This window comes from Streptomyces sp. NPDC060194, from assembly GCF_042728285.1.
Lineage (GTDB): Bacteria > Actinomycetota > Actinomycetes > Streptomycetales > Streptomycetaceae > Streptomyces.
On the sequence record NZ_JBHWZH010000088.1, the window covers coordinates 1 to 26078 of the forward strand.

Below are 26078 nucleotides of genomic sequence, written 5' to 3' on the forward strand. Positions count from 1 at the left end.
GGTTTCCGCTCTGCAGCTCTACAGCGGCCCCGGGTCCGGGATGGGCTCCGGGTGGGGCGGCTCCGGGATCGGGTTCGGCGACGGGGCCGGCGGCGGCTGCGGGGTCGGCCCCGGCAGCGGCCCGGGCGCGGGCCCCGGATCGGGGCCGGTCGGCCCCGGAGGCGGCGTCGGCGCGGGCGGTACGGGGTCGGGTACGGGGTGGACCATGGTGTTCCTCCAGCCAGTGGATGCCGTGCTTCCGGCTCTTGGATGCATCCCACGCGTACCCGCGCGGGTCCGGTCCACTCACCCGTTAGGACGCCCGGGGGCGACGGCCGCTCCGGCGGCCGCCGCGACCGCCGCGGCGAGGCCGCCGCGCGGGCTGGCGAGCACGCCCGCGCCCGCCGCCCCCGCCAGCGACACCTGCGCCAGGACGACCGTCTCGTCACCCGCCGCCCGGATGCCGGCGACCGCCCGGTCCACCAGCTCGAGGCTGCCCGGCAGGTCGCCGACGGAGAAGCGCTCGAAGGCCCCCTCGACCAGGACCGTCCGCACCCGGGGGGTGCGGCCGGCCCGCAGCGCCTCGTCGGCGATCAGGTCGAAGGTCGGGGCGAGCGTGCTCGCGACCGTCGCGACGACGACGATCGCGTCCGAACGCACCGCCTCCGCGGCCATCGGCCGGTCGACCCGCAGCACCGGGACGCCGGCCGCGGCCTCCTCCGCCACCGCGCCGATCGTCGAGCACGTGCACAGCACGGCGTGAGCCCCGTCCCGGGCCGCGCCGGCGACGACGTCGCGCACCTTCTCGGCGACGGCCTGCGGCCCCGCCTCGCGGGCCCGGGCGAGCAGGTCCTCGTGCACGAGGTGCCGCAGCTCGACCCCGGGGTGGTGCGCGTCGCGCAGCGCGTCGAAGACGGGGATGTGGGCGGGCGAGGTGTGCAGCAGGGTGATCATGCGCGCGATGCTAGCGAGCGCGGGCCGCCCCCTCAGCGGGCGGCCGGCACCACCGCGTGCGGACTGCGCGCGAAGTCGGCCCCCGGCACCGGCTCCGAGGGGTCCGCGCCGAGCGCCACGATCCGGTTGTCCGCGTCCACGTGCACCACGCGCGGCGCGAACGCGCGCGCCTCCGCGTCCTCCAACTGCGTGTAGCTGATGAGGATCACCAGGTCACCGGGGTGCACCAGGTGCGCCGCGGCCCCGTTGATCCCGATCACCCCGCTCCCCCGCTCCCCCTCGATCACGTACGTCTCCAGCCGCGCCCCGTTCGTCACGTCCACGATGTGCACGAGCTCCCCCGGCAGCAGGTCGGCGGCCTCCATCAGCTCACCGTCCACCGTGACCGACCCCACGTAGTGCAGGTCGGCCTGGGTGACCGTGGCGCGATGGATCTTCGACTTGAACATGGTGCGCATCATGGAAATGCTCCGTCCGATAGGCTCCCTGCCTGCGTTTTTGCAGGTCAAGGGCGATCTACATTCAACAACTGGTCCGCAGCGGTCTCGAAGGGTGTCAGCCGCATCGCTTGCTCTGCGCGGATGCATTCGAGGGACACGAAGCCATCACGTCATGTGGGATCTCCTCTTGAGTCGAGCAGCGGATTCCTGGATCCAAGAGGCGAGCGATGACCGGATGTCCGGAGCCTCGCGCAGCAGGTGGTCGTGCGCTGGCCATTCCTCCAGTACCCGCTCCGCAGTCCGAACAGCGCTCTCCTCGAGCTCGGCACCGGTGACGCCGAAGCGATGATCGAGGCGGCGTTCGAGACGTGCGAATGAAGCCGCGCTCACCGCTTCAAACCGCTTGCTACCGCCAAGCTTGAGGCCGAGGTCCTCAATTTCGTCGGAAGGGGTGTAGGGGATCGTGGACACCAAGTCGTAGACAGGTGACAGATTCGGGGTGATCTGGTCACGATAGATCAATGACCAGTTTTTGAGGTGCGCGTCCCCGTTGCCGACGATGACGGAGAAAGCCATCCGTCGAACCGCCTCTTGCAGATCTTCCAAGTCCTGGCCACGGTAGGCGAAAGAAGCGACTGTCTCGAAGGACGAGTTGTACTTGTCATTCGGGTAAACGTCCTTCACCTGAGCGAAGTCCTCGATGTGAATGCGCGCGCGCCCGGGTTCAGGGGATCGGTCGAACCGCCGCACCGCATAGGCCCACTCTTCTCGGTTCGGCCACATGCGGTCAGGGACGCCGTCCAACTCGTCCCGGTGCACCAACCGCACATCAGGCACATTCAGGCCCACCCGCTTGGCCAGCGACATCATCGCAAACTCGTTGGCAGGTACGTGCGGATGACGGTAATCAGGGAACTTGACCAGCCAGTCTCCGAGTTCCCCACCAACGGGCACCGTCAGGCGGTCGCCTCGGGCCAGCAGAGAGAACTTCAGGGCAACGCCGGCCAGGGAGAACCTCCATGGCGACTGCCCTCCGGGGGCGCGCGTCGACGCGCCGGCCTTGCGCGCGCTGCCGGCCTCGCTCCATACCCAGCCGTCGTCAGGATCCTCCGCGGGAAGCACCTGGACCGCACCCGGAAGGTCATGCCCGACCTGGGCGAGCAATTCCATCTCGCGATCCAGGGCAACGCCCCGGTCCTGGGCGATCCACTCCCGTAGAGGGCCCTCCGGAAGGAGGTTGGAGAACCAGCGGGGCAACCGCAGAGCAGAAGCGTAAGCCCCGCCCAAGTCCTCCTCGAAGCGCAGGCCCAGCACCGGCCTGGAGGGATTCTCAACGTAGGACTGGTTGAGGACGAAACGCGTGTGGTCGCCCCGCTGGCAGAGCGTGCCCACCCGCACGCCGTGGAGAAGCACGGCGTGAAAAATTTCCGGCAGGCGACCGGTCATGAACATCCCTTTCCGATGACATGATTACTGTGCGGCTATCGGAGCTGATCGTCAGAAAAATCGATCTCCGGCTCGATCTCCTCGTCGTCGAAGTCCAATCCGTCAAGGGACGGCGTGTCCTCGTAGTCCCACTCGGTCATTCGGGCAAGGAATTCATCGAGGTGAGCGCGAACGCTCAACTGGCGCGCTTCGAGGAAACCGGTGCGGTCGTTCCGCGACAACGCCTCGAGAGCATCATCATTGATGAGGTGCGAGTCGATGAGCTCCCGCCGGGTGGTCTCGTCGAGGTCGATACGGGGCTCCGCGATCATACGAAAGACCTCGGAAGGAAAGTCCTCGCCAAACGGCAGGAATATCCGGTTCGCCGCCCACAGCCGCTTGCCTTTTTCACCCGGCTCATTCAGGCGCGGGAAGACGTACGGGGTGGCACTGACCGGTGTCTGCTCATCGCCGAGGACACTGGACAGGCTCTGGACGTCCGCTGGGGCCCCTGTGGCAAGGGAACGGGGCCGCAAGGACCACCATGCGCTCAACACGATCTTCGTGGTGGCCTCGTTGGTCCGAAAGCGATCCGGGTTGGGACGAGCATAGACAGCACCCTTCATCGTCTCCAGGAGCGCTTGCAAGGAACCCTCTTCATCACCGGGCTTGATCTTGTTGCTCAGAGTGCGGCTGAACTGAGTGAAGCTGCCCCTGAAAACCGAAGGACCCGCGATCGATAGACGCCAGAAAAGACGCCGCAACAAGCGCTGGCTATTCAGCGTGGGCTCCGGGAAGTGCGCGAAGAATCGCGTCAGGACTACGAGCTGGGCCCGATAGGGAAGCAGGGCGATGTGCGGCACCCCTGCGGTCTCGATCAGGAACGTGACGGCGCGCACCAAGGCCTCCTCAGCCTCTCGGTAGGCCGTCTGCTCGTCCTCCACGAACTCGAGCTGCGAGCGGCGGGAGTCGGTACTGAACTCGGTCCGGATGTCCCGCATGGGATCTGGACCCCGCCGCGCCAGGAACGCCGCGAGAATGGTGTTGACGTCGATGGTCCCGAACAACGTGCGGGCGGCCACGTTGTCCGCGATACGGGAAAAGTTCAGCCTGCCTTCGAAACCCTCCTCGGTACCAGAGTTCAAGGCCGTGAAGATCTCCGCTCGGTTCAGTCGCCGACCGTAGTTGTTCATCCGGTCGAAGATGTCCGTCAGGACGCGTACGTCGTCCTGACGAACCAGATAGGCAGGGACCTTGTACTGGCGGAGCTTCGTGGAGACCTCCTCGGCCTTGTCGTAGTAGTCCTCTACGTCCGGCCCCTGGGTACGGAACCAGCTCAGCAAGCGGCGGCCATCGAAGAGCGTGGGGACGTCGATGTGATGCGACTCGAGTCCGTACCGGGGTGTTTCGATGAACTGGTCCTCCGCCAGGTCGTAGACCACGCTGAACGGCTCGTGTTTGTTACCCTCGGGGTGCAGCGCGTTGGCGAGGCTGGTCAGGCGCTGCTGGCCGTCGACCACCCACATCACTTCGTCGTGCGCCGGCGCGTCGATGACGAGCTGCCCCAGCTTGATCTTGTCCATCGGGGATTTCCGCACCCACAGGAGCAGGTTGCCCACCGGGTACCCGCGCACGATGCTGTCAAAGAGCCGCAGCACATCCTTGGTCTGCCAGCGGAAGCCACGCTGGAAGTGCGGCACCCTGATCCGGCCCTGCCAAGCCCATGGTACGAAGTCACCGAGTTCGTAGGTGGTGGCGGTGGGCTGTGTCGAGAGGCCCGGGGCGGTCTCGGACATTTCCTACTCCTGTCGGATCCTGGTCAGATGATGCTGGAAGCCACTTTGCGGGCCCAGTCAGAACATGGCGACGTCAAGCCGGACCAGCGTGGCATTGTCGAGGTTGATGGCCTGCCCTTTCTCACCCAGAGTCTGAATACGGCAGCTCGAACCACACGTCGACGCCGCAACTACCCATCCGTGCACGAAGTTGCCAGCTTAAGCAAGCAGGGCCCCATCTGCGCCCCCTAATGAACGATTGCTGACCAGATGAGTCGTACGACGTCTGACCAGTCCGAACACTCAACCGCACGCTCAGGCCCCTCTCACTCCTCTGTCTGCGTTTTTGCAGGTCAAGGGCGGAGTCGTCAGGGTACAACGAGTCACGTTACGGGCAGGGGGCCGCAGGCTTCTCCGGGCTGGTCGGCTCCCCGTAACCGGGTGGCCCGCGTCCGAGGGTCGGGGAAGTGGCCGTCGATGAAGGCGTTGCGGAACTTTCCGTCCGGATCGTGCTCGGTCAGGAGGCGGGCGAAGTCCGGGGCGCGGTCGTAGCGGGCGACGACGTCCTCGGGCGGCATCAAGGTGAGCTTGCCCCAGTGCGGCCGGGCCCCCAGCGGGGCGAGGCGTTCCTCCACCGCGGCGAGGACGGGCCGGACGGCAGCCTCGTCCTTGATCCAGGTGAAGTGGAAGGTGACCGAGTCCCGGCCGTGCGCCGGGCTCAGCCACAGGTCGTCGGCGCTGACGGAGCGCACCTCCGCGACGTGCAGCACGGGCGCGAGGAGGTCACCCAGCGGGCGCAACGCGGCGAAGGCCGCGGGCGCGTCCTCGCGCGACACGAAGAGCTCGGACTGCAGCTCCTCTCCCGCCCCCGGCTCCAGTTCGGGCCGGAAGTGCGCGGCAGGCGCTCGAACCAGGTCCCTGGAACGCCCAGTTGGGCGGTGCTCGCGTCGGACGGGAAGCCCGGAATCGGGTGCAGCGGCTCGGTGGCGGGCCGCCCGCCCCGCCACCTACCGGGTTCGCGGTCCGTGCGGTGCTTCAGCCACACCTGGCAGTCCGGGGCATGCCAGTCGGTGAAGAAGCTGACGCTGTAGGCGGCGTCCAGGACGTCGCCCAGGCGCTCGGCGACCTCCTCCAGCGGGACGTCGACGCGGACGTGCTGCGCCACCTCGAAGGCGGGCTCGACGTCCAGGGTCAGCCGGGTGACGACGCCGAGGGCTCCGAGCGCAATCACCTGGCCGGGGAACGAGGGGTCGGCGCCGCGCTCCGACACAAGAAGATCGCCGTCGGGGCCGACGCGCTCCAGCGCGCGGAACGATGTCGCGAGGCAGCGCAGTGTGCTGCCCGAGCCGTGGGTGCCGGTCGCGCAAGAGCCCGCCACGGAGATGTGCGGCAGGGAGGCGAGGTTCGGCAGCGCGAACCCCGCCTGGTGGAGTCCCGCGGCGACCTCCGCGTACCGCATGCCGGCGCCCACGGTGACGGTCGAGGCCTCGCGGTCGAGCTCGAGGAGAGGAGGAAGTGCGTCGAGCAGGACGAGGTCGTGGTCGGTGTCGGCAACACGGCTGAAGGAGTGTCCGCTGCCGATGGCGCGCAACGCGGGACTTCCGGCGACGGTGCGGCGCACGGCGTCGACGCTGTCAGGGCGGTGCACACGGGCGGCGCCGAAGGTGAGGGTGCCGGCCCAGTTGGTCAGCGGGGTGGTCATGCGCTCTCCGATCGGTGGGCGGTGTGCGCCGGCGGCGGGGATCAGGGGGTGAGGAGCGGGTTCCCGTGGGTCGTGACGAAGGCCTGCGCAGCCCGGCGGAAGGTGCGGACGCGGCCGGTCTCGGTGGCGGCCCCGCCAGACGAGGCGCCAGGCGTAGGGGAGGCCGTCGGTCAGGGGGACGTAGGCCACGTCGGGACGTACATCGTGCCGGGCCGCGTGGGTGGGGACGGGGAAGACGCCGCGCCCCGCTCCCACCAGGGCGAGCATCTCCTGGGCGGTCGCGAAGTCCGCGCCGCGGTCGATCGCCCGGCCGGTGGGCGTGCGGCTCGGCACGGCGAGGGCGTCGATAGCGGCGGGGATGCCGCGCGGGCGCAGCACCTTGTCGCGGGCGAGATCCTCCAGGGCGACGGAGGGGCGGCCGGCAAAGGGGTGCCGGGCGGAGACGGCAAGCAAGGACGGTTCGCTGATGAGGACGGGTCTCTCGACGCGGTCGCGGGCGACCCCCGAGTGGGCGGTCAGCAGGATGTCGTGCAGGAGCGTGCGGTGGTCGACATAGCTGCTCTCGATGATCTCGACCCGGCAGGCCGGGTGCTCGGCCTGGAACGTCTCGGCGACCTGCAGCACGAACCGGGCGACGGCGGTGCCGAGGAAGCCGAAGCGCAGTGGGCCGTCGAGCCCCGAACCGGCCGCGACGGCCCGGGCGAAGCCGTCGAGGATCTGCTGCCGCGCGGGCCGTAGGTCGTCGTTCAGCCGCGCTCCGATGGGGGTCAGGCCCACCCGCCGGCTGGTGGGCTCGAAGAGCGGGGCCCCGACCGCGCGTTCCAGCTTCCTGATCGTCTTGCTGACCATGGCGACCGAGACGTGCAGCCGCTCGGCGAGGGTCAGGAAGATCTCGATGTCACGCCGTTCCATGCCCCGCCCCGCCCGTCCGGCCGCCAGTCCGTTCATGAACCTGTGGGTCAACGATCCTTGCACGGTTGCCCGTTGTTGTGTGGATCCCATTGCCGAAGGATGGGGGAGCGGCCGGACGGCACGGCCGCTCCGATGGCAGACGTGGGGGAGATCCCCGTGGGACGTGACGACCTGACCCTCGCGCTCGGCGGCACCGGCAGGACCGGCCGCCGCGTCACGCGCCTGCCGACCGGTCGCGACCTGCCGGAACGCCCACCTGGGCGACGGGGCCCGGGAGGTCCTAGGCCGCCCGGCCACGGATTTCGCCGCCTACGCCCGCCGGACCGCCGCGACCGGCGTCCGGGCGCCTACCACCGGGAGCACCTCATGAGACGACCGCGGTCCGCGGCCCTGCTCGCCGCCACGCTGTGCACCGGCCTCAGGGCCGGTCTGCTCGCCGGCTTCGCCTACGCCGTCATGCCCGGTCTGGCCGGCACCTCCGACCGGACCTTCGTCGAGGCGATGCAGGGCGTCAACGCGGCCATCGTGAACCCGGTGTTCATGGTTCCCTTCCTGGGCGCGGTCCCGCTCCTCGGACGGGCCGCGGTCCTGGCCCGGCGGGGACCCGACCGTGCCGCACTCCCCTCGCTGGTCGCCGCGCTGGCCCTGTACGGAGCGGCCTTCGCGGTCACCGGCGGCTTCAACGTCCCGCTCAACGACGCTCTGGCGGCGGCCGGCGATCCCGACCGGTTCGAGGGCGGTTGGGTTTTCTGGAATGCCGTCCGCGCCCTCCTCCACACCGGAGCGTTCGCCTGCACGGCCCGCGCGCTGATGCTTCACAGGACGTACCAGTCGCACGAGGTTCCGGACAAGGGGCCGCGGTCGGAGCCGACCCCGGTACGGGGAGCGTGACACTGCCCGCTGTCCCGCCCACCCCGCCCCCGGCCGGCGGACCCCGGCAGGCGAACCCCGGTCGGGCTCAGTCGCCCCGTCCACCGGCACCGATCGCCAGCAGGGCGTCAAGCTCCTTGCCCGCGTCGTCGTACCCCGCGTCGCAGATCCGCTCCAGCTCCCGCAGGTCCCCCGCCGCGACCGCGCGCCGGGTGAACAGCAGTCCGGCGCGCCCGGACCCCTCGTCGAGCAGTTCGCTCAGCTCCGTCAGGTCCCCGGCGGCCTCGGCCAGGTCGGCCAGCCGGTCCAAGGCGGTCTCGTTCCCCGCGTCGGCCAGCTCGCGCAGGATGCTCCGGTCGACGTCCGTCAGAGCAGTGGGCGCAGCCGTCCGGCGAGGGAGGGGGTGGGGCCGGGGCCGGGTGGCGGGGCGGTGTCGGGGACGGCGCCGGTGCGGGCGGCGGGGTCGATCCAGGGGGTGGGGCGGGGGTCGAGGAAGTGCTCGGCGTGGGAGAGGGTGCGCTGGGCGGCGGTGGCGGACGGCGGGACCGGGTCGAAGCGGACCCGGTCGGGGTCGGCGCCCCGCCGGACGAGCAGTTCGACGAGCTCCGAGACGAACGCGGGCGGACCGCTGAGGTACACGTCCTGGTCGGCCCAGTCGTCGCGGGCGGCCATCGAGGCGTGGAAGCGCGAGGTGGCGTTGGCGCGGCTCTCGAAGGGGCGCGGATGCCACCACGACACGTCGATCGACGCGTGGCGGTGGGGCAGCGCGCCCACGACGGGCAGGTCGTAGGAGTGGGCCTCGGTGCGGGCGAGGATCTCCAGCCGCAGGCGCGGCTCGGGCCGGGCGCCGCGGAGCTCCTCCAGGAGCGCCTTCGTCGACGACCAGCCGCTGCCTGCGGCGAACAGGGTGATGTCGGACGCGGGGCGCGCGGGCGCCGTGACCGCTCCGGAGGCCGGACCGAGGCGCAGCCGGTCGCCGGGGCGGACCTCGTCGCAGAGCGCGGTGCTGAGCAGTCCGCCCTGCACGCGCGCGACGTGGAACTCCAGGATGCCGTCGCCGCGCGGGGCGCAGGCGACGGAGTACGGGCGCCACACCCGCGGCCGGCGCGGGCTGCACAGCGTCGCGTACTGGCCGGACCGGTAGGGGTAGGGGCGGTCGGTGAGCACCGTCAGGACCGCGGTGTGGCCGTGGTGGAGGCGGTGGCTCAGGACGGTCGCGTCCCAGTGCGACGGTTCTCCCGCCGCCTCGGCGAGCGCGGCGCCCTGCCGCATGGCGCCGGCGGCGACGGTGTAGGCGGCGACCCACGCCGCTTCCGTGCGCGCGTCCCAGGTCTGCTCGCTGACGTAGGCCAGCGCGGCGACGAGGCTCGCCCCGACGGCGTCGTAGTGGGCGTCTGCTGCCTCGAACTTGCGGTGGTCGCGGCCGAGTTGCAGCAGCACACCCGGCAGGGCGGGGTCGTCGAGGTGGGTGACGACGTGGCCGAGCGCCGCGAACAGGCGGTCGCGCTGCTCGCCCATGTCCTCGGGGAACAGCCCGCGCACCGAGGGGTTGTTGGCGAAGAGGTGGGTGTAGAAGAACTTCACCGCGTGATCGGCCCGACGGCTCACCCGCTCGAAACTCGCACGCACGAGCCGCACGTCCTCGTCCTTCACGGCACCTCAACTCCCGTTCGAGGGCGCCGTGTCCGCATCCACGAGCGACCGATATCCGGCACAACCGATCATCCGACGGCCTCAAGACAACCATCGCGGACATGGATCTCGCCACCACTTCCGGAACAGGTCCCTCCTCGGACGCACGTGACGTCGCCCACCCTCTCGTCACGTTTCGCGCCCGCAGGTGCCACCCCCGCGCCGGCCCGGTCAGGCGACGGCCGTCCGCTCCTCGGCCGACCGCTCCTGGGGCGTGCTCCCCTCGGCCGCGAACTGCGTCCGGTACAGCTCCGCGTACCGGCCACCCCGCGCCAACAGCCCCTCGTGGTCGCCCCGTTCGACGACACGACCGTCCTCGACGACCAGGATCAGGTCGGCGGCGCGGATCGTGGACAGCCGGTGGGCGATGACCAGGGCGGTGCGCCCCTCCAGTGCCTCGGTCAGGGCCTCCTGGACGGCCGCCTCGGAGGTGTTGTCCAGATGGGCGGTGGCCTCGTCGAGGATGACGACCCGCTGGCGGGCGAGCAGCAGCCGGGCGATCGTCAGGCGCTGGCGCTCGCCGCCGGAGAGCCGGTAGCCGCGCTCGCCGACGACGGTGTCGAGCCCGTCGGGCAGCTCCCGGACCAGCGCGTCGAGCCGGGCCCGGCGCAGCGCCTCCCACACCTCGCCGTCGGTCGCGCCGGGCCGGGCGAGGAGCAGGTTGGCGCGGACGGTGTCGTGGAAGAGGTGCCCGTCCTGGGTGACCATGCCGACGGCGCCCCGCAGCGACTCGGCGGTCAGCTCTCGGACGTCGACCCCGCCGATCCGTACGGCGCCGGCGTCGGTGTCGTACAGCCGCGGGAGCAGCTGCGCGACGGTGGACTTGCCCGCGCCGGAGGAGCCGACGAGGGCGACGGTGCGGCCGGGGGCGGCGCGGAAGGAGACCCCGTGCAGGACCTCCGCGCCCCCGCGGGTGTCCAGCGTGGCGACCTCCTCCAGCGAGGCGAGGGAGACCTTGTCGGCGGACGGGTAGCCGAAGCGGACGTCGTCGAACTCGACGGACAGCGGGCCGTCGGGGAGTTCGCGGGCGTCGGGGCGCTCCTCGATCAGCGGCCTCAGGTCGAGCACCTCGAAGACCCGCTCGAAGCTGACCAGCGCGCTCATCACCTCCACCCGGGCCCCGGCGAGCGCGGTCAGCGGCGCGTAGAGCCGGGTGAGCAGCAGGGCGAGCGCGACGACGGCGCCGGGGTCGAGCGAGCCGCGCAGGGCGTAGGCCCCGCCGAGGCCGTAGACGAGGGCGAGGGCCAGCGCGGAGACGAGGGTGAGCGCGGTGATGAAGACCGTCTGCGCCATCGCGGTGCGCACGCCGATGTCGCGGACGCGGCGGGCGCGGGCGGCGAACTCGGCGGACTCGTCGGCGGGGCGGCCGAACAGCTTGACCAGGGTGGCGCCGGGCGCGGAGAACCGCTCGGTCATCCGGGTCCCCATGGCCGCGTTGTGCTCGGCGGCCTCGCGCTGGAGCCGGGCCATCCGGCTGCCGGTCCGGCGGGCGGGGATCACGAAGACCGGCAGGAGCAGCAGGGCGAGCAGCGTGATGCGCCAGGAGAGCGACAGCATCACCACGAGGGTGAGCAGCAGGGTGACGACGTTGCCCACCACCCCCGACAGCGTGCCGGAGAAGGCGCGCTGGGCGCCGATCACGTCGTTGTTGAGCCGGCTGACCAGCGCGCCGGTGCGGGTGCGGGTGAAGAAGGCGACGGGCATCCGCTGCACGTGGTCGAAGACGGCCGTGCGCAGGTCGAGGATGAGGCCCTCGCCGAGCCGCGCGGACAGCAGCCGGGACACCAGCCCCAGTCCGGCCTCCAGGACGGCGATCAGCGCGATGAGCAGCGCGAGCCGGGTGACCGCCGAGGGGTCGTCGCCGGCGACGATCGCGTTCACGACCCGGCCCGCGAGGACGGGCGTGGCGACGGCGAGCAGCGCGGCGAGGACGCTCACCGCGAGGAAGCGGCCGATCCGGGCCCGGTGCGGGCGGGCGAAGCGGCCGATCCGGCGGAGGGTGGCCCGGCCGAGCGGGCGGCGGTCCTGCTCGGCGCGCAGGGACTGCAGGGAGTGCCAGGCGGTGATTTCCATGTCCATACCGGGACCGTAGGACCTGAAGCGGACTTGAGGTCAAGCGCGGGACCGTCGTCGGGGCGCGGACGGGCACGCGGGGCACGAGAGATTCACGCCGGTTCACGGGTTCGGTGTTTGGGGCGGCGGGCCTCGGCCACCCGCAGTACATGGAGTGGATGCGAGAGGCAGCTTGCCTGCACGAGGACCCCGAACTGTTCTTCCCCGTGGGCCAGTCGGGCCCCGGCCTCAGCGACCAGCAGCGCGCGCTGGCCGTCTGCGCCGGGTGCCCGGTCCGAGCGGCCTGCCTGGAGTGGGCGCTGGAGATCGGCCGGCCCACCGGGGTGTGGGGCGGGACGACGGAGGACGACCGCGAGAAGCTGCGCCGCCGGCGTCACGCGCACGCGGGCTGAGCGGCCCACGCGCGGCCTGAGGCCTGCAACACCCCTAGCGCGCACCGCCGTTGACGTAAAGCGTCTGGCCGCTGACGTATGCCGCCTCGTCCGAGGCGAGGAACGCGACCACGTTCGCGACGTCCTCGGGCCGGCCGACCCGCCCCAGCGGCGTCCGCTCGGCCGCGAGCCGCTGGTGCTCCTCCGCGCTCGCGCCGACCCGCTGCGCGGTGGCGGCGGTCATCGCGGTCGCGATGTAGCCGGGGGCGACGGCGTTGACGTTGATGTCGAAGCGGCCCAGCTCGATGGCGAGGGTCGCGGTGAAGCCCTGGATGCCGGCCTTCGCGGCGGCGTAGTTCGCCTGCCCACGGTTGCCGAGCGCCGAGCGGGACGAGAGCGAGACGATCTTCCCGTAGCGCTGCTGCGACATGTACTTCTGGGCGGCCTGGGAGCAGTTGAAGACGCTGGTCAGGTTGACGGTGAGGACGGCGTCCCAGTCGTCCTTCGGCATCCTGAAGAACAGGTTGTCGCGGGTGATCCCGGCGTTGTTGACCAGGATGTGGATCCCGCCGAGCTCCTCGGCGATCCGTGCGAACACCGCCTCGACGGCGTCCTGGTCGGTGACGTCGCACCCGTACGCGGTCGCCTTCCCGCCCTTCGCGCGGATCTCGGCGGCGGTGCCCTCGGCCCGCTCCTCGGTGAGGTCGACGACGGCGACGGCCGCGCCCTGCTCGGCGAGGAGCCGCGCGGTGGCGGCCCCGATGCCCTGGGCGGCGCCGGTGACGACGGCGGTGCGGCCGGTGAAGCGGAGGGTGGTCATACGGTGTCCTGTTCGTTCGAAGTCCTGGGCGCGGAAAAGCGGTTCAGCGCTCGACGAGTACGGCCGCGCCCTGGCCGACCCCGACGCACATCGTCGCCAGCCCCCGGCGGGCGTCCGTACGGCGCATCCGGTGCAGCAGGGTGGTGAGGATGCGGGCGCCCGAGCAGCCCAGCGGGTGGCCGAGTGCGATCGCGCCGCCGCTCGGGTTGACCCGGTCGGGGTCGATGCCGACGCCGTCGACGGAGGCGAGCGCCTGGGCGGCGAAGGCCTCGTTGAACTCGGCGGTGTCCACCTCGCCGACGTCCCAGCCGGTGCGGGCGAGCACCTTGGCGGTCGCGGGGACGGGTCCGAGTCCCATCACGTCGGGGTGCACACCGGCGGAGGCTCCGGCGACGTACCGGCCGAGGGACTCGAGGCCGAGCTCGTCCAGGACGTCCTCGCCGACGAGGACGAGGCCGGCGGCCCCGTCGTTCATCGGGGAGGCGTTGCCGGCCGTGACGCTGCCGCCGGCGCGGAAGACCGGGCGCAGGGCGGCGAGCTTGTCGAGGGAGGTGTCGGGGCGGACGCATTCGTCGGCGGAGACGACCACGCCGTCCGGGCGGGTGACCGGCAGCAGCTCTGCGTCGAAATGGCCGTTCTCCACCGCCTCGGCGGCGAGCCGGTGGCTGCGGAGCGCGAAGGCGTCCTGGCGCTCGCGGGCGATGCCGTGGCGGGCGGCGACCTCCTCGGCGGTCTCGCCCATGGCGAGCAGGCCGTGCAGGTCCTTCATCCGGGGGTTGACCAGCCGCCAGCCGAGCCGGGTGTCGGCGGTGTCCATCCGGTGCGGCAGCGCCTCGTCGGGGCGCTGGAGGACGAAGGGGGCCCGGCTCATGGACTCCGAGCCGCCGGCGATCACCACGTCCGCCTCGCCGGACGCGATCGCCCGAGCGGCGCCGGTGACGGCCTCCAGGCCGGAGGCGCAGAGCCGGTTCACGGTCGCCCCCGGCACGGTCTCCGGCAGCCCGGCCAGCAGGACGGCCATCCGGGCCACGTTCCGGTTGTCCTCGCCCGCCTGGTTCGCCGCGCCCCAGTAGACGTCGTCGATCCTGGCCGGGTCGAGCCCCGGCAGCCCGTCGGCCAGCGCGCGGACCACGTGGGCGGCGAGGTCGTCGGGGCGGACGGAGGACAGCGCGCCGCGCAGCCTGCCGATGGGGGTGCGGCGGGCGGCGACGAAGTGGACTGGGCGCACGTGCGGCTCCGGAGGGTCGATCTCGTGGACGCGGTCGACGGGGACGCGACTGGAAATTAGCAGTGCTAGTTAAGCAGCTGCGGACCGGACTCTAGACGGCGGCGCGCCCGGGCGGAAGGGGAGCGGGGGCGCACCCCGGGCACAATGCGACCCATGCCCGACTCTCCTCGTGCCGGTGAGCACGCCTCCCCCGCCCCCGTCGTCACCGGCACCCCCGGCTCGTTCGCGCACGGCGTGCTCACCGAGCGGCACCCCGCCCTGATCGAGCGGGTCCGGTCCGCCACCGCCTACGGAGCCGAGCAGCTGCGCGGGCTCGACGCCCTACTGGCCGAGGTCACGGAAGACGTGCTGCGGCCGCTCCCCGAGGGCGAGCCGCACGCCGAGCCGTGGCTGGAGTGGGGGCGCCCGCACTGGGGCGGGTCGTGGCTGGCGGCCCCCTTCCTCTGGGCGGAGAGCTACTTCTACCGCAGGCTGCTCGCGGCCCTCGGTTACTTCCGGCCCGGCCCGTGGCGGGGCGTCGACCCGTTCGAGCCGTTCAAGACCGCCGACCTGACCGGCGAGGGGGTGACCGAGGAGCTGGCGTCCCTCGACGCCCTCGACGGGATGCCGCCCGCCGAGCGCGACACCGCCGTCCTGCACGCCTCGCTCTGGGGCAACCGCGCCGACCTCGGCTTCCGGCTGTCGGTCGGGGACGAAGGGCTCGGTGCGAAGGTCCCCGGGCTGATCGCGGACGACGCGGCGGAGTTCTGGAGCGCGCTGGACCGCCGGCCGGGCGGGGCGGTGCACCTCGTCGCGGACAACGCGGGGCCCGAGCTGCTGCCCGACCTGGTCCTGGCCGACCACCTGCTGGCCGGCGGCCGGGCGGGGCGGGTGACGCTGCACGTGAAGCCGTACCCGTACTTCGTCTCCGACGCGACGCCGGCGGACGCGCTCGCCTGCCTGCGCCGGATGGCCGCCGCGCCAGGCGCCCGGGCGCGGGCCACGGCGGACCGGCTGCGGTCGGCCGTCGGGGACGGTCGGCTGCGGCTGCTCGCGCACCCCTTCGCCGTCGCGCCGTACGGGTACGCCGAGGCGCCGGACGAACTGCGCGCGGAGTGGGGCGGGGCGGCGCTCACCGTGATGAAGGGCGACCTCAACTACCGCCGCCTGGTGGGCGACCGGCACTGGCCGGCCGACCTGCCGTTCCGCGAGGCGACGGCGTACTTCCCCGGACCGGTGGCCGCCCTGCGCACGTGCAAGAGCGACGTGGTGACCGGTATCACGGCGACGGATCTCACCCGGCTCGACGCGGTGGAACCCGGCTGGCGGACCGCAGGGACGCACGCGCTGGTGCAGGTCAGGGGCTGACGCGCGGACCCGCCCGACCGGGTGGGTCGAGGACGATCGGCCGGCGACCGGAGATGACCGCCGGGTGACCGGATGATTTACACGGACGTAGCAGTGCGACCGCCTGGGACCCCGTATGATCGGAGGTACCGCACACGCCGCGAACTTCCGTTCATGTCAGGCGACTTGGCGGCTCCCCTTACCCCCCGGCCGGCGCAGCCATGCCCTCGGCCGCCCCTCCGGCCTGCCCGGAAGACGAGAAAGGCACCTTGAATGGACTCACGCGTACGCGTCTGGCTCAACCGCACGTACGCGGAGAACGTGTTCTTCATCGATCAGCTGCGGAACAATCCGCAGCGCCGCCCGGTGGAGATCCACGCCAGCCACGCCGACCCCGACTCGCCGGTCCTGATGGCCGCCGACACCGCCTCGCTGGAGCCCGAGGGCCTGTCCTCGGCCGCGTACGTCGAGTACGCCCTCGACCACTGCGCGAAGAACGGCATCGACGTCTTCGTGGTCCGCGAGAACCAGGCCGCGATCGCCGCCGCCCGCGCGGAGTTCGCGGCGCTCGGCACCGTCCTGGTCACCCCGCCCGCCGAGGCCGTCGCCGTCTTCGAGGACAAGATCACCGCGTACGAGGCGTGCTCGGCGATCGGCATCCCCACCCCGCCCTGGCACCGGGTGCGCACCGAGGACGAGCTGGTCGCCGCCGTCGAGGCGATCGAGGCCACCGGGCACACCGCCTGCTTCAAGCCCGCCTCGGGCGCGGGCGGCGTCGGCTTCCGGATGATCACCCGCAGCCCGTTCTCGCTGCTGCACCTGGGCGGCTTCCCGAGCCCGTACGTGCCGCTGGACCTGGTGCGCCAGGCGCTGGCGGAGAGCGACCGCGAGGTCGACTGGCTGGTCATGCCGCGCCTGGAGGAGCCGGAGGTGTCCGTCGACTGCCTGACCGGCACCGACGGCAAGGTGCGGCTCGCGGTGGGCCGGACGAAGAACGGCCGCCGCCGCGGCTTCACCCTGCACCCGTCCTGGATCGAGCCCGCCCGGGCGCTCGCCGAGGCGTTCGACCTGCACTGGCTGACGAACATCCAGTTCCGCCTGTACGAGGGCGAGCCGGTGCTGCTCGACGTCAACACCCGGCCCGCCGGCGGGCTGCACCAGCTCGCGCAGTGCGACCTGAACGTGCCGTTCGCGGCGCTGCGGATGGCGCTCGGCGAGGAGCCCGGCGACCTGACGCCGGACTTCCTCGGCCCGGACTACGCGGTGGTGGCCGGGCCCCGGCCGCTGCGGCCGGTCGCGCTGCCGCACCAGCGGACCGAGTCGTCCGCGCGGCCGGTGGCGGTCGCCCCGCAGGTGCCTGCGGCACCATAGGGCGCATGAGTCCGTCCCAGGTCCCCGTCCTCCCGCTCGCCGACCCCTCGCTCGGGGCCGTCACCGAGGAGCCGGTGGTGCTCGGTCTGTCGGGCGCCCGCGTCGTCCGGCTGCGCGACGCGGGCGGGCGGCCGGTCGCCTACGTGAAGCTCGCCGTCGCGCCGGGACTCGTCACCGACCTCCTGCACGAGGCCGACCGGCTCACGGTGCTCGGAAGGATCGGGCTGCCGGTCCCGCCCGTCCTGGACTCGGGCGTGCGGGACGGCTGGACCTGGCTCCTGACCGGCGTCCAGCCGGGCCGGCCCGCCTCCGACCCCTGGCCGGCGGCGGAACGTGCCGGCGTCGTCGCCCTGCTCGCCCGGGCCGCCCGCGTGCTCCACGGGTTCGGCGGCATCGCGGGCGCGCGCTACGACCGCACCCCGGCCGGGCTGCTGCGGCTCGCGCGGCGGCGGGTGGAGGCGGGGCTCGTCGACCGCGCCTGGTCGGCCGCCGGGGTGCAGGGGCCGCCGGCCGCGGTCGCCCTCAAGGAGTGCGAGGAGCGGGCGCAGGCCCTCGGTCCGGGGCCGGCGACCCTGGTCCACGGCGACCTCTCGCTGCCGAACGTCCTGATCACCCCGGAGCGGACCTTCGGCTTCGTCGACCTCGCCCGGGCCGGCCGCGGCGACCCGCACGCCGACCTCGCCGACCTGGTGCGCAGCCTGCGCAACGACCTCAACCCGCAGTTCGGCGAGGCGGACGTGGAACTGTTCCTGGACGCCTACGGCCGCGACCGCGTCGAACCCGAACGCCTGGCGCTGCACGACGAGTTGGAGACGTTCTTCGGGCCGGGGCCGGCGTCCTGACGAACGGACCGGTCGAAAACGCGTCCGCACCGGTCGCAGTGTCGGTGGGGCGTGGCATCCTCGGACGGACGGGCGGGACGGGATACGTCCGAGGGGGCGTCGCGCGACGGGCCGGTGGGCCGGACCGCGCGGCGGAGGGGGACGGGGGACGGCGGGATGACGGAGTTCGGCGCGGGCCCCGGCATGGGCATGCGGGGGCGGAACGGGATCGTGTCGCTGGTCGACGCCTGCCTCCACCAACCGCCCACGGCCGAGCGGCCGGTGACCGTCCTGCTCGGGCCGCGCGGCAGCGGGGCCAGTGAGGCGCACAACGCGCTGATGGAGCGCTTCGGCCCCGACTACCCCTTCGCCTACGTCAACTTCGGCGTCGAGCAGACCCTGCTCCCCCGGTACGCGCTCGGGCTGATCGCCCGCCAGCTGGAGCGCAAGCTGCCGCGCTACCGCCGCTCGCGCTTCCCTCTGCTCACGCTCGGCCTGCTCGCCTCCGACCAGGACCTGCGGATCACCGACCTCGCCTCGGGCCGGCGCGACATCCGGCGCGGCCTCGACGCCTTCCGGACGCACTACGAGAACCGCTACGGCGACGTCCTCGGCGCGTTCCTCGACGTGGCGGGCAGCGCGCTGGGCGCCCCCGCGGGCGCCTCCGCCGCGGTGCACGCGCTGCTCGACGACGCCGTCCGCCGCGGCCGGCGCAGGATGCCGGGCGGCGGCCGGTTCAGCGCGAACGCCGCCTGGTACGGCGCCCATCCGCTGGTGCCGAGCCGCGACCGGTGGGAGGCGCTCGTCGAGCTCAACCTGTGGCGGCACGGCGGCCGCGCGGACGACGAGGAGCGCCTGGACCGGGTGCTGTTCTCCGCCTTCCTCGCCGACCTGCGGCGAGGCGCCGCGCACAGCTTCAGCCCCCGCTCCCACCTGCTGCTCCTCGACAACACCCACAGCCACTACGGCCGTTCCTTCCTCGACCTGCTGCTGCGCGCCCGGCACGAGGACACCGTGATACGGGGCGCGCCCTGCGACCCGCTGACGGTCGTGGCCAGTTCGAACCGCTGGCTGCCCCGCTGGGGCCCGGCCACCGGCGAGCAGTGGTCCTGGCGGCTGCGGCTGCCCGACCGGGCGGGGCTCGCCGACTGGCACGAGCACCGACCGCCGCGCGACGGCGACGACTCGTGGTGGTACCCGCTGCGCCTGCGCGACCTCAACCTCGACGAGGTGCGGCTGCGTATGGAGACCCAGGCCCGCCTCCACCCCGACCTCGCGCCCTTCGTGCGCCTGGCCCCGTTCGTGCACCGGCTCACCTGTGGACTTCCGCGCGCGGTCCAGCAGGTCCTGGAGATGCTGCGCCGGCCGGACGCCCCGACCGGCCAGGGGCCGGCCCAGGAGCGCTGGCTGCGGAGCCTGCCGGGGCTGGCGGTGCCCGGCGGCGAGGACTCCGCCACGCTGGCCGAGGCGGCCCTCGCCCACCTCCTCGACGGCTTCGACGCCCGCGAGCGGGAGCGGTTGGCCGAGTGCGCGGCGGCGCAGGACCTGTCGGTGGGGACCCGGGTGCTCGACCACGGCGAGTTCCTGTTCACCGAGATCAGGGCGCGCAGGCTGCTCGACGACCCGGGCACGCTGACGCCCGTCCTCCACCCGTGGCTGCGCCGCCTGCTGCTGTGGCAGCTCGCCCGCTCCCCCGGCGACTGGAACGCGGCGCACGAGCTGCTCGGCGACCACTTCGCGGCCGAGGGCCGCAAGGTGCCCGAGATGTACCACCGGCTGGCCGCCGGACGACTCGACCTGGTGGCCGGGTACCTGCACGAGCGGTTCCTGCGCGCCCCCGTCGACGAGTGGATCGGCGAGTACGACCGGATCACCTCCGCTCCGAACCGACTGCTTCCGGTCGGAGGCCCGTTGGAGATGCTGGCCGGGCTCGCACCGCCCGGCCGCGACGAGTCCGTCACCGCCGCCTCCGTCGTCCGGGAGCTGGTCGCCGCGCGCTGGCTGTGGAGCGATCCGCTCGCCGACCCGGCCATGCGGCTCAACACGATCCTGGCGGACGGGTTCATCCAGCTCTCCCGGCTGCGCAGGACCGACACCGTGGCGCTGCTCAACGCCTCCGAGCGCTACAGCGCCTGGCGCCACCCGCTGACCTGGACCGGAGGTGTGTGACGGATGGCGAGGATCGAGCTTCCGCTCCATGTGGTGCGGCGCGCCGCCGTCGCGGTCGCCGTTGCGGTCGCGCTGGTCGCCGGCGGCCTCTACGGCTGCGACCGCTACCGCGACGGGCAGGCCCGCTGCGCCGACGGCGTGGTCGAGCGGGACGGCGAGTGCGTCGGGGTGACCGACGGGGCCTACACCTTCGCCCCGCACCTGGCGGACGTCACCGCGAAGATCCGCGAGGAGAACGCGCTGGTCGAGAAGGAGAAGGGCGACCAGCCCTACGTCAGCGTCGCCTACCTCACCTCCTTCACCCTCACCGACGACGACAGCAACTCCGAGGACTCCGTGCGGCACGAGCTGGAGGGCGCCTACCTCGCGCAGTACCGGCACAACCGCGGCGACCTGAACGCGACCCCGAAGATCCGGCTGCTGATCGCCAACAGCGGCAGCCGGTCGGCCCACTGGGAGCACACCGTCGGCGAGCTGGTGGCGTCGGCCGAGGGCCCGCAGCGGCTGGTCGCGGTCACCGGGCTCGGGCCGAGCACCTCGGAGAACGTGACCGCCCTGCGGACGCTGTCCGAGGCCGGTCTGGCGACCGTCGCCAGCACGATGACGGCGACGAGCATACGGAACATCCCCGGCTTCGTCCGGGCGGCGCCCACCAACGTCGACGAGGCGCGGGCGGCGGTGGCGTACCTGAAGCGGGAGAAGCGCTACGGCACGGCCGTCGTGGTGCAGGACGCCGCCAAGCGCAACCTGTACGCCTCCACGCTGGGCGCGGCGTTCACCGAGGCCTACCCCGACGCCCGCCACCGGCTGGTCCGCGAGACGCGGACCTTCGACTCCTCGGTGCCCGACGCCTGGCCGAACGAACTGCGCTTCATCCCCGGCGACCTGTGCGAGGCGAAGCCGCGGCTGGTCTACTTCGCCGGCCGAGGCCGGCACCTGACGCACTTCCTCGACGCGCTCGCCAACCGCCCGTGCCAGGAGCAGAAGTTCACGGTGATGGCCGGCGACGACACCACGAACCTGGAGCCGGACGAGCTCGCCGCGGCCGCCGCGAGCGGCGTCGAGATGCTCTACACCGGGCTCGCCCACACCGACATGTGGCAGCGGGACCCCTCGGCCGTCTCCGGCCCCTCCGCGCGGCACTTCCGCCCCGGTGGGCTGCTCGATCGCTGGTTCCCCGCCGACCCCCGGTACGACGGGCAGGACATCATGGCGCACGACGCCGTCCTGACCGCCGCGCAGGGCGTCCGGATGGCGTCGGGCTGGCGCAGCGAGGTCACCGGTCCGGCGGTGGGGCGGATGTTCCAGCAGATGGGCGGCGGCCAGCAGGTCCCCGGCGCGAGCGGCTTCCTGTCGTTCGGCGCGGACGGGAACCCGAAGGACAAGGCCGTGCCGATCATGAAGCTGACGCCCACGGGCCGCTCCGAGCTGATCGACGTCTCCGCGCCGGCCGGGCGGCCGGCGGGCGAGCGCTGAGCGGCGCGCGGGCTCAGCCGGCCGGGGTGCGGACCGGGTAGTGGTGCGCGCGCGGGGCGACGGCCGCGGCGTGGTCCTCGGCCCGCCAGCAGGCGAGGACGTCGGCCGACGGGGCGAACAGCGCGGTCGGCAGGGCGTCGGGGGCGTGCCACGCCCAGCGGGCGATCTTGTCCGGCTCGGTCACCCGGGGCTCCCCCGCCGCCCGCTCGGTGACGGCGGCGGCCGTCAGGCCGGGCACGCCGCCGCGGTCCGCGACGAGGACGGCGAGCACCCGGACGTCACCGGCCGAGGCCGTCAGGCCGGTCTCCTCGGCGAGTTCGCGCACGGCGGCCTGCTCGAAGCCCTCCCCCGCGTCGAGCTTGCCGCCGGGGAGTTCCCACCGGCCGTCGTGGCCGAGGCCGAGCAGGACGTGCCCGTCGGGGCGGACGACGACGAGGCCGACGCCGGCGAGGCTGTTGGGGGTGGGCCGGGCGCGTTCGGGACGTTCCTGGCGTTCGGAGGCGTGCATGGTCGAAGCCAACACCAGCGGGGCCGCCCGGAGCCAGTCCGGGCGGCCCCGGTGCTCGCGGGTGCTCAGACGGCGACGGGCTCGCGGGGAGCCGCGTCCGCCGCCGTGCGCTGCTCGACCAGCCGCTCGGCGAGGTAGCCGAAGACCAGGCCGAAGCCGGCCCACAGAGTGGCCTGCACGGCGAGCGAGGCGAGCCGGAACTGCCAGAGCAGGTTGGCGGGGAAGCCCACGGGCAGCGGCTCGTAGGACGGCAGGAACGCGTAGGCGAGGACCACCGCGAGCAGCAGTCCGCCGCCGGCGGCGAGGGTCGCGTTCCAGGCGCCGAGCCGGGGGGTGAGCCGCTTGCCGGCGAGGAACGCGCCGACGGTGAGCAGCAGGCTCAGGGCGACCATCAGGAAGAACAGCGCCGTGCGCTCGCCGACCGTGTCGGGGTCGCCGACGGCCGGCGGGGCGGGCGGGTACTTCAGGAACGGGATCACGTAGACCGCGACCAGGCCGGCGCCGGCGACCACGGCGGCGGTCGCCCGCGCGCCGAGCCGGCCGAGCCGGCCGAGGGCGGCTGCGAACGCGAGCGCGGCCGTGCCGCCGATCGCGATCCCGAAGACGAGGATGCCGGTGGCGAGGCCAACGGTGGACTGCTCGGTGCGGCTGACCAGTTCCTCGGCCGCATCGGCGCCGTGCGCCGCGCCGTGGGCGTGCGCGGCGGCGGCCTCCTCGACGGCGATCGAGGCGTCGATCCGCGGCTCGCCGAGGACGTAGGCCACCGCGAGGGCGAGCACGCCGGCGATCAGGCCGGCGACCATGCCGCGCACCAGCAGCGCGCGGACGGAGAGGGTGTTCATCTCGGGTTGTCCCCTGGGGTTCTGTGGCGTCGGGTCGTCAGTGGCAGGGGAAACCGAGGAGGTGACGGCCGTCGTGGACCCACTCGTGCACGCCCTCGCCGGCGAACAGCGAGGTGGCGCCCTGCTCCGCGCCGACGAAGTAGAGCAGGATCAGGGCGACGACGCCGAAGAAGACCGCCCACGGGGCTATCGCCTTCAGCGAGATGGGGGTGACCGCCGGTGCGGCGGGGGTGGTGGGCGCGGCGATGTGCGCCATGGCAGAACCTCCTGAGGGATCAACGCGTCCCGGTCGTGGTGCCGTGGACGAGGGCGGCGGGTCTGACTCGCCGCGCTCGGCCACCCTGGGGTGGCCGGCGCGGTCCGCAGTGGCGCGACCGTGCCGGGTTCTCACCGGACTTCCGTCACGCCCTCGTCATGTCCACGCGACCGTACCGCCTCGGTGGCGTCGCCGCTACGGCGCGAGGGCCCGTCGCGGCGGCTCCCGGTCCGCGTGATGTGCTGGGCGCGCGGGCCGCCGGGGGCCGCGGAGGAGGCGGGGATGACGGTACGGGTGATGTTGGTCTCACCCGCGGCCAGCGGGCCGGCGCGGGAGGCGCGGTTCGACGGCGGGGACGGGTCGGGGGACGGGCTCGACGCGCGGGGGGAGGCGCGGGCGCGGGCGGTGTCGGGGCTGCCGGCCGCGGACCTCGTGGTCCGCGGGCCGTCGGCGCGGGCGCTCGGAACGGCGCGGGCGCTCGGGGTGCGGGCCTCGCCCGAACCCGCCCTTGCCGACTGGGACATGGGGCGGTGGCGGGGGCTGCGGCTCGACGACGTGGCGTCGTCGGAGCCGGCGGCGGTGGCGGCGTGGCTGGGTGATCCCGCGGCCGCGCCGCACGGCGGGGAGTCGCTCGCCGCGCTCGTCGGACGGGCCGGCGGGTGGCTGGACGGGCTGCCCGCGGACGCCGGCCGGGTGCTCGCGGTCGCCGGCCCCGCACCGGTCCGGGCGGTGCTCACGCACGCGCTGGGCCTGCCCCTGGAGGCGTTCTGGCGGCTCGACGTCGCACCGCTGACGCTGACGCGGCTCAGCGGGCGGGCCGGACGGTGGAACCTGCGGGTCGGGGAGCCGTTGGGGGCGTCCTGAGCCGGTCCCGCATGATCACGGATACGACACGAACGGTCCGAAGTGGTGGCCGAACGCGCGGTGCGTGTCCCTATAGTTGCCGCAGCGTCGACCGGGGGTCGTGTCCGAATCCCCGGTGCGGCCGCCACTCCCCGGGCCGTCGGCGGGACCAGCCGTCGGCGGCCCGGTGTTCACCCTCACAGCGGCATCGTCCATACTGCGCGCGTGGAACAGCGCAGAGAAGAGAGCATCCCGCCCGTGAACACCGCAGCGAGCGACCCCGGCGCCGTCCCCGGACTGACTCCGGCCCCCCGGCGTGCGCCCGAGCCCGAACCGGCGCGGGAGCCGGCCGTCGAGACCGGTGCGGCGGTCGACGCGGAGCCCGACGCCGACGCGGAGGAGGCCGCCGTCGAGGACCGGGTCCCCGTCGCCGACGGCCCCGCCTTCGAGGCCTCGGACCGCCGCGCGGCCGTCGTCGCGGACGCGAGCGGGGTGCGGTTGCGCCTCGACGACCAGGAGGCGGAGTTCGGCTGGGACGAGATCGCGGCGGTCGAGTACGACACGCCCCGGTTCGGCCGACGCCTCTCCGTCGTCGTCCACCTCCCCAACCACCGCTGGTACCCCGGCGACGTCGAGGCCCCCTCCAAGACGGTCCTCTCCGACTGGACCACGTCCCTCGACAGCGTCCTCGACACCTACTTCCACGACTGACCGGACGCGTACGCCGACGACCGGGAACGCCCGGGGCGACCGGGCCTCCCGCGCCCTCTTGACGCACGGTCAGCCCATCCCCGAGCATCACACCGCACTCCGCACCTCGGACACCCCGTGCCACCCGCCCGGAGCGTCCCGCACATTCCGTACATCCCCCACACGGAATCCGGAGCCCACCGTGACCCACTCGGTCCTCAGACGTACCGCGACGACGGCGGCGGCCCTCGCCGGCCTCCTGCTCGCCACCCCCGGCGCGAGCGCCGCGCCCGCGCAGATCGCGGCCGCGCCGGACATACCCCTCGCGTCGGTGAAGGCGCACCTCACGCAGTTCCAGTCCATAGCGACCGCCAACGGCGGGAACCGGGCGCACGGCCGCCCCGGCTACCGCGCGTCGATCGACTACGTGAAGGGCAAGCTGGACGCGGCCGGCTACACCACGAGCCTGCAGACGTTCACGTACAACGGGGCGACGGGCTACAACCTGATCGCCGACTGGCCCGGCGGCGACCCTAACCAGGTGCTGATGGCCGGCGCACACCTGGACTCGACGACGTCGGGCCCGGGCATCAACGACAACGCCACGGGATCCGCGGCGGTACTCGAGACCGCGCTCGCGGTGTCCCGCGCCCAGCTGCAGCCCGACAAGCACCTGCGGTTCGGCTGGTGGGGCGCGGAGGAGCTGGGCCTGGTCGGCTCGAAGGCGTACGTGAACGGTCTGCCGTCGGCGGAGCGCGCGAAGTTCGCGGGGTACCTGAACTTCGACATGATCGGCTCGCCGAACCCGGGCTACTTCGTCTACGACGACGACCCCGCCATCGAGAAGACGTTCAAGGACTACTACGCCGGCCTCGGCGTCCCGACGGAGATCGAGACCGAGGGCGACGGCCGCTCGGACCACGCCTCGTTCAAGAACGTCGGGATACCGGTGGGCGGTCTGTTCACCGGGGCCAGCCGGACGAAGACCGCGGCGCAGGCGCAGAAGTGGGGCGGCACGTCGGGCCAGGCGTTCGACCGCTGCTACCACACGTCGTGCGACACGACGGCGAACATCAACGACACTGCGCTGGACCGCAACAGCGACGCGGTCGCGCACGCGATCTGGACGCTGTCCGCGGGCACGACCACCCCGCCGCCGGGCACCAGCTTCGAGAACACCGCGGACGTCGCCATCCCCGACAACGGCGCGGCCGTCAGCTCGCCCGTCACGGTGACGGGCCGGACGGGCAACGCCCCCTCGACGCTGAAGGTGGACGTGAACGTCGTCCACACCTACCGCGGTGACGTCGTCCTCGACCTCGTCGCCCCGGACGGCTCGGCCTACCGGCTGAAGAACTCCAGCAGCAGCGACTCGGCCGACAACATCGTGGCCACCTACACCGTGAACGCCTCCTCCGAGGTCGCGAACGGCACCTGGCGGCTGCGGGCGCAGGACGTCGCCGCGCAGGACACGGGCTACATCAACAGCGTCAGGCTGACGTTCTGACCCCTCCGCGCACCGCCGGAACCGGGGC

At 73.0% G+C, this 26078-nt stretch carries 22 protein-coding genes and 2 pseudogenes; 10 read left to right on the plus strand and 14 right to left on the minus strand.

What is annotated here, in order from left to right:
• Positions 1–285 precede the first annotated feature (285 nt).
• The 6 genes and pseudogenes from ACFWEG_RS19290 to ACFWEG_RS19315 form a co-directional block, all read right to left on the minus strand.
• Entirely contained in the window at positions 286–933 is a 648-nt protein-coding gene (locus tag ACFWEG_RS19290) for an arylsulfatase (protein WP_387216591.1), read from the minus strand.
• Positions 934–965: 32 nt separating this feature from the next.
• Positions 966–1394 carry an aspartate 1-decarboxylase gene (gene panD / locus ACFWEG_RS19295; protein WP_387216593.1) on the minus strand — a complete coding sequence of 143 codons (429 nt, stop codon included), beginning with the start codon at positions 1392–1394 and terminating at the stop codon, positions 966–968.
• Positions 1395–1538: 144 nt separating this feature from the next.
• Positions 1539–2819, minus strand: coding sequence for a type II toxin-antitoxin system HipA family toxin (locus ACFWEG_RS19300; RefSeq protein ID WP_387216595.1), 1281 nt, complete (start codon positions 2817–2819; stop codon positions 1539–1541).
• 35 nt (positions 2820–2854) lie between these two features.
• Positions 2855–4594, minus strand: coding sequence for a DUF262 domain-containing protein (locus tag ACFWEG_RS19305; RefSeq protein WP_387216597.1), 1740 nt, complete (start codon positions 4592–4594; stop codon positions 2855–2857).
• A gap of 362 nt (positions 4595–4956) precedes the next feature.
• A pseudogene (locus ACFWEG_RS19310) lies at positions 4957–6275 on the minus strand (D-arabinono-1,4-lactone oxidase).
• A gap of 171 nt (positions 6276–6446) precedes the next feature.
• Positions 6447–7277 (minus strand): annotated as a pseudogene (locus ACFWEG_RS19315) (LysR family transcriptional regulator); the annotation flags it as partial.
• Between the two features lie 276 nt (positions 7278–7553).
• Here ACFWEG_RS19315 and ACFWEG_RS19320 point away from each other — a divergent pair.
• Positions 7554–8078, plus strand: coding sequence for a DUF1772 domain-containing protein (locus ACFWEG_RS19320; protein ID WP_387216599.1), 525 nt, complete (start codon positions 7554–7556; stop codon positions 8076–8078).
• Positions 8079–8145: 67 nt separating this feature from the next.
• Here ACFWEG_RS19320 and ACFWEG_RS19325 read toward each other — a convergent pair whose 3' ends face one another.
• The 3 genes from ACFWEG_RS19325 to ACFWEG_RS19335 all read right to left on the minus strand — a co-directional run bounded on the left by ACFWEG_RS19325 (position 8146) and on the right by ACFWEG_RS19335 (position 11828).
• Positions 8146–8367 (minus strand): hypothetical protein, encoded by a 222-nt coding sequence (locus ACFWEG_RS19325; protein ID WP_387216601.1) that lies wholly within the window; start codon positions 8365–8367, stop codon positions 8146–8148.
• Positions 8368–8423: 56 nt separating this feature from the next.
• Positions 8424–9710, minus strand: coding sequence for a globin domain-containing protein (locus ACFWEG_RS19330; protein WP_387216603.1), 1287 nt, complete (start codon positions 9708–9710; stop codon positions 8424–8426).
• A gap of 210 nt (positions 9711–9920) precedes the next feature.
• Positions 9921–11828 carry an ABC transporter ATP-binding protein gene (locus ACFWEG_RS19335; protein WP_387216605.1) on the minus strand — a complete coding sequence of 636 codons (1908 nt, stop codon included), beginning with the start codon at positions 11826–11828 and terminating at the stop codon, positions 9921–9923.
• A gap of 152 nt (positions 11829–11980) precedes the next feature.
• Between ACFWEG_RS19335 and ACFWEG_RS19340 the strand changes: the two genes are divergently transcribed.
• Positions 11981–12214 carry a WhiB family transcriptional regulator gene (locus ACFWEG_RS19340; protein WP_387216607.1) on the plus strand — a complete coding sequence of 78 codons (234 nt, stop codon included), beginning with the start codon at positions 11981–11983 and terminating at the stop codon, positions 12212–12214.
• A gap of 34 nt (positions 12215–12248) precedes the next feature.
• Here ACFWEG_RS19340 and fabG read toward each other — a convergent pair whose 3' ends face one another.
• Both fabG and ACFWEG_RS19350 read right to left on the minus strand, forming a co-directional pair.
• On the minus strand, positions 12249–13013 hold the full coding sequence (fabG, locus tag ACFWEG_RS19345; protein WP_387216609.1) for a 3-oxoacyl-ACP reductase FabG: 765 nt from the start codon (positions 13011–13013) through the stop codon (positions 12249–12251).
• Positions 13014–13056: 43 nt separating this feature from the next.
• Positions 13057–14241, minus strand: a complete 1185-nt coding sequence (locus tag ACFWEG_RS19350) for a thiolase family protein (RefSeq protein WP_387216611.1) — start codon at positions 14239–14241, stop codon at positions 13057–13059.
• A gap of 153 nt (positions 14242–14394) precedes the next feature.
• Between ACFWEG_RS19350 and ACFWEG_RS19355 the strand changes: the two genes are divergently transcribed.
• The 5 genes from ACFWEG_RS19355 to ACFWEG_RS19375 all read left to right on the plus strand — a co-directional run bounded on the left by ACFWEG_RS19355 (position 14395) and on the right by ACFWEG_RS19375 (position 21404).
• Positions 14395–15588 carry a damage-control phosphatase ARMT1 family protein gene (locus ACFWEG_RS19355; protein WP_387216613.1) on the plus strand — a complete coding sequence of 398 codons (1194 nt, stop codon included), beginning with the start codon at positions 14395–14397 and terminating at the stop codon, positions 15586–15588.
• Between the two features lie 252 nt (positions 15589–15840).
• Positions 15841–16938 (plus strand): ATP-grasp domain-containing protein, encoded by a 1098-nt coding sequence (locus tag ACFWEG_RS19360; protein WP_387216615.1) that lies wholly within the window; start codon positions 15841–15843, stop codon positions 16936–16938.
• 5 nt (positions 16939–16943) lie between these two features.
• Positions 16944–17780: an aminoglycoside 3'-phosphotransferase gene (locus tag ACFWEG_RS19365; protein ID WP_387216617.1), complete on the plus strand. Its 837-nt coding sequence runs from the start codon at positions 16944–16946 to the stop codon at positions 17778–17780.
• Positions 17781–17936: 156 nt separating this feature from the next.
• Entirely contained in the window at positions 17937–19928 is a 1992-nt protein-coding gene (locus ACFWEG_RS19370; RefSeq protein ID WP_387216619.1) for a hypothetical protein, read from the plus strand.
• Between the two features lie 3 nt (positions 19929–19931).
• A complete protein-coding gene (locus ACFWEG_RS19375; protein ID WP_387216621.1) occupies positions 19932–21404 on the plus strand; it encodes an ABC transporter substrate-binding protein in 1473 nt (490 codons plus the stop codon).
• Between the two features lie 13 nt (positions 21405–21417).
• On the opposite strand, the gene ACFWEG_RS19380 is transcribed toward ACFWEG_RS19375, so the two are convergent.
• The 3 genes from ACFWEG_RS19380 to ACFWEG_RS19390 all read right to left on the minus strand — a co-directional run bounded on the left by ACFWEG_RS19380 (position 21418) and on the right by ACFWEG_RS19390 (position 23010).
• Entirely contained in the window at positions 21418–21912 is a 495-nt protein-coding gene (locus ACFWEG_RS19380; RefSeq protein WP_387216623.1) for an NUDIX hydrolase, read from the minus strand.
• Positions 21913–21977: 65 nt separating this feature from the next.
• Positions 21978–22754: a CbtA family protein gene (locus ACFWEG_RS19385; protein WP_387216625.1), complete on the minus strand. Its 777-nt coding sequence runs from the start codon at positions 22752–22754 to the stop codon at positions 21978–21980.
• 37 nt (positions 22755–22791) lie between these two features.
• Positions 22792–23010, minus strand: a complete 219-nt coding sequence (locus ACFWEG_RS19390) for a CbtB-domain containing protein (RefSeq protein ID WP_387216627.1) — start codon at positions 23008–23010, stop codon at positions 22792–22794.
• 282 nt (positions 23011–23292) lie between these two features.
• Here ACFWEG_RS19390 and ACFWEG_RS19395 point away from each other — a divergent pair, with 282 nt between their 5' ends.
• From ACFWEG_RS19395 to ACFWEG_RS19405, 3 genes are all read left to right on the plus strand, one after another.
• Positions 23293–23874 (plus strand): histidine phosphatase family protein, encoded by a 582-nt coding sequence (locus ACFWEG_RS19395; protein WP_387216629.1) that lies wholly within the window; start codon positions 23293–23295, stop codon positions 23872–23874.
• A gap of 204 nt (positions 23875–24078) precedes the next feature.
• Entirely contained in the window at positions 24079–24564 is a 486-nt protein-coding gene (locus tag ACFWEG_RS19400; RefSeq protein WP_387216631.1) for a hypothetical protein, read from the plus strand.
• Between the two features lie 181 nt (positions 24565–24745).
• Positions 24746–26050 (plus strand): M28 family peptidase, encoded by a 1305-nt coding sequence (locus ACFWEG_RS19405; protein ID WP_387216633.1) that lies wholly within the window; start codon positions 24746–24748, stop codon positions 26048–26050.
• The last annotated feature ends 28 nt before the right edge of the window (positions 26051–26078 follow it).

Bases quoted from the DNA above. Each gene is read 5' to 3' on its own strand.
- ACFWEG_RS19290 (WP_387216591.1), bottom strand. From the start codon at position 933: ATGATCACCCTGCTGCACACCTCGCCCGCCCACATCCCCGTCTTCGAC.
- ACFWEG_RS19340 (WP_387216607.1), top strand. From the start codon at position 11,981: ATGCGAGAGGCAGCTTGCCTGCACGAGGACCCCGAACTGTTCTTCCCC.
- ACFWEG_RS19390 (WP_387216627.1), bottom strand. From the start codon at position 23,010: ATGGCGCACATCGCCGCGCCCACCACCCCCGCCGCACCGGCGGTCACC.
- ACFWEG_RS19375 (WP_387216621.1), top strand. From the start codon at position 19,932: ATGGCGAGGATCGAGCTTCCGCTCCATGTGGTGCGGCGCGCCGCCGTC.
- ACFWEG_RS19385 (WP_387216625.1), bottom strand. From the start codon at position 22,754: ATGAACACCCTCTCCGTCCGCGCGCTGCTGGTGCGCGGCATGGTCGCC.
- ACFWEG_RS19380 (WP_387216623.1), bottom strand. From the start codon at position 21,912: ATGCACGCCTCCGAACGCCAGGAACGTCCCGAACGCGCCCGGCCCACC.
- ACFWEG_RS19305 (WP_387216597.1), bottom strand. From the start codon at position 4,594: ATGTCCGAGACCGCCCCGGGCCTCTCGACACAGCCCACCGCCACCACC.
- ACFWEG_RS19300 (WP_387216595.1), bottom strand. From the start codon at position 2,819: ATGACCGGTCGCCTGCCGGAAATTTTTCACGCCGTGCTTCTCCACGGC.
- ACFWEG_RS19320 (WP_387216599.1), top strand. From the start codon at position 7,554: ATGAGACGACCGCGGTCCGCGGCCCTGCTCGCCGCCACGCTGTGCACC.
- fabG (WP_387216609.1), bottom strand. From the start codon at position 13,013: ATGACCACCCTCCGCTTCACCGGCCGCACCGCCGTCGTCACCGGCGCC.
- ACFWEG_RS19370 (WP_387216619.1), top strand. From the start codon at position 17,937: ATGACGGAGTTCGGCGCGGGCCCCGGCATGGGCATGCGGGGGCGGAAC.
- ACFWEG_RS19355 (WP_387216613.1), top strand. From the start codon at position 14,395: ATGCCCGACTCTCCTCGTGCCGGTGAGCACGCCTCCCCCGCCCCCGTC.
- ACFWEG_RS19365 (WP_387216617.1), top strand. From the start codon at position 16,944: ATGAGTCCGTCCCAGGTCCCCGTCCTCCCGCTCGCCGACCCCTCGCTC.
- ACFWEG_RS19360 (WP_387216615.1), top strand. From the start codon at position 15,841: ATGGACTCACGCGTACGCGTCTGGCTCAACCGCACGTACGCGGAGAAC.
- panD (WP_387216593.1), bottom strand. From the start codon at position 1,394: ATGATGCGCACCATGTTCAAGTCGAAGATCCATCGCGCCACGGTCACC.
- ACFWEG_RS19335 (WP_387216605.1), bottom strand. From the start codon at position 11,828: ATGGACATGGAAATCACCGCCTGGCACTCCCTGCAGTCCCTGCGCGCC.
- ACFWEG_RS19395 (WP_387216629.1), top strand. From the start codon at position 23,293: ATGACGGTACGGGTGATGTTGGTCTCACCCGCGGCCAGCGGGCCGGCG.